Origin of the sequence: Vagococcus proximus (assembly GCF_029143285.1) — a bacterium.
Taxonomy (GTDB): Bacteria; Bacillota; Bacilli; order Lactobacillales; family Vagococcaceae; genus Vagococcus_D; species Vagococcus_D proximus.
This window is the reverse complement of record NZ_JAPDSH010000014.1, coordinates 1-2,541: the sequence shown is the minus strand read 5'-3', so window position 1 is coordinate 2,541 and position 2,541 is coordinate 1. Positions and strand designations below refer to the sequence as shown.

The following is a 2,541-nucleotide window of genomic DNA, read 5'->3' as shown; positions in this document are numbered from 1 at the left end:
TTCTGTTCCGTAAGGATTACTTCTAATACCGTCATTTTTACTAACTACTTCCGCTTTGTAGTCTACTTTCTCACGGGCCACTACTGTATAAAAGGCTCTTAAAGCATCACGATCTAAGTATCCTAACACTTTTCCATTTTGTTCTACTTTATACCATATTGACCCTGATGATACTTTAACTTCTTCTTTAGCATACATGTCTTGACCATAATATTTACTTGACATCGCTATATAATCTGAGCCATACATACCATATGGCAATGTTCTCAGACCGTCATTTTTTGTAATAACTATGCCGCCAAAATCAATTACTTTTTTCTCCACAATAGTATTATATTTTTCAAATGCATCTTTATCAATATATCCTATTTCTTTATTTCTTTGTTTGACATGGTACCAAGTAGACCCACTTGAAACTTTTACTTCTTCATAAACGTCCATTCCTTGACCATAGTATTTACTTGTCATTGCCAAATAGACTGAATCAGCCGTTCCGTACGGTTCCGTTCTCACACCATCATTTTTAGTTACAACTTTTGCTTTAAAACTCACTTTTTCACGACTAACAATCGTTGCATATTTTTTAAATGCTACTTTATCAATATAACCTATTTCTTCTCCATATAACTTCACTTTATACCAAATAGTTCCATTTGAAATCGTAGCTTCTTCAACCACGGTTACTTCTTTTCCAAAATAATCCTTTGTCAATGTGATTAAATTCGACCCTTTTGTTCCATACGGTTGCGTTCTCACACCATCTGTCTTAGTTGTTACCGTTGCTTGATAATTAACTTTTTTTTGATTAGTTATTGTTCTATATCGTTTAAACGCGTGCTTAGGAATATAGCCTACCTCTTTACCATTCTGTTTTACTTGGTACCAAATTGTGCCATTAGACATTGTTACTTCTTTTACAACTTGCAAAGACCTTCCATAATATTTATCTGTCATAGCCAATGCTTTCGAACCATCCATACCATATGGTAGTGTTCGTACACCATCATTTTTAGTAACAACTTCAGCTTCATAGTTTACATTTTTAGATTCTTTAATAGTTAAGCTATTATCCTCTAATTTAAATAAATAAACTTGAGTATATTGTTTTGCAGTCTTAATATTTGTGATTTCATTTTTACTATAAGAATGCCACATTTTATCTTCATTTGGGCGACTTCCCCAGAAAAAACCAATATGTGAATCATACCCTGGCTGATTATAATTAGGTTCAAAATAAATGATATCTCCTTTTTCAGCCTTTCCGCTATTTAATAACTGTTGAATAGTATTAAATGAATAGTATTTAGTATTTGCTCTTAATGCATCTCGCCAATTATATGCATTAGCTTCTCCACCCCATGCATTCGCAACTCGTGTAATATTACCTAAATTACCTCCTGATTTTTGAAAAGCCGTAGCGACAAAACCTGTACAATTAAAGCCTGGTCCATATTCATTTGGTGCACCCAATGGGCTCATGCACATTTTTTGAGGAATCCATAGTCCTCTAAAAGGTGTTCCTAAATAGTAATTATCATGTTCGTGACGTTGCAACTCACTTAATAACGCGGCCTTTGAAATACCTAAAAACTTGGCAACTCCTTGAGCTTTACCTGCACGTTCATTTGAAAAAGATCTAAAAGCTGGCATTCTTGTTCCATCAGCATAATCTGTATCTTCTTTAATCACTTCTAGTAATTCTTTATACTTTTCAGGATTATTTAAATACTGATTAACTTCCAAATTGTCAGGATTTGATAAAAAATTGCGTAAGAATCGTTCTTGATCTATTTTCTTATCCACATTATGAATATCTTCTGTCTCTAAAATTCCATTTTTATCCTGTTCTTGTGCTTCAATATTCTCTGTATTTTTATCATTAGTTTTTATTTCTTCGGAACTATCTAGTTCATTTTGAGAATTCGACTCACTTGTCAAACCTGTATCTGATTGTAATACTTGATCTTCAGAGTTTTTAATGTCTCCTTTTATGTCCTCACTCTTTATGACAGTCTCTGTATCTTGTGAAGCTGCTATAATCGGACTCCAAAGTGATGAACCAAATAAAATAACACTTAAAAATAATGGCATATGTTTTTTCATATCTATTCCTCCAATAATATTGTACATAAATTATATCACAAATAAAACGTTTTCTATATTTATATTCTATTAACATAACTTTCTTTTCATTACTATCTACTTATCAAAATAACCAAAAAAACTCTTAAGATAAATTAATATCTTAAGAGCTATTGGCTAGTTAGTTAGTTAGTTCGTTCTGAGTACTCGCTTTCACTTAGTTTTATATCTTCAGAAGAACTATTAGAAATTACTTCATTTCTCTCTGAACTAACTGTTTCATTCGATTCTTTAGGATTTTGACCTATCTCCGACGAATCAGACTGTTCTTCACTATTAACTACAGTCTGAGTTGTCTCTTCACTATTGACTATAGTCTGGGTTGTCTCTTCACTATCATTTACATCATCGTCTTGTCTAGTCAGCTTAGATACTGCATCTTTATCTACATAACCATAA

General features: G+C 32.3%; 2 protein-coding genes. Both read right to left on the bottom strand.

Going from position 1 to position 2,541, the window contains the following annotated elements:
• Nucleotides 1-2,103, bottom strand: a 2,103-nt coding sequence (locus tag OL233_RS11245) for a GW domain-containing glycosaminoglycan-binding protein (RefSeq protein WP_275472402.1), incomplete at its 3' end; no start/stop codon positions are given.
• Between the two features lie 164 nt (nt 2,104-2,267).
• A partial coding sequence (locus tag OL233_RS11240) for a hypothetical protein (RefSeq protein ID WP_275472401.1) occupies nt 2,268-2,541 on the bottom strand: 274 nt, incomplete at its 5' end.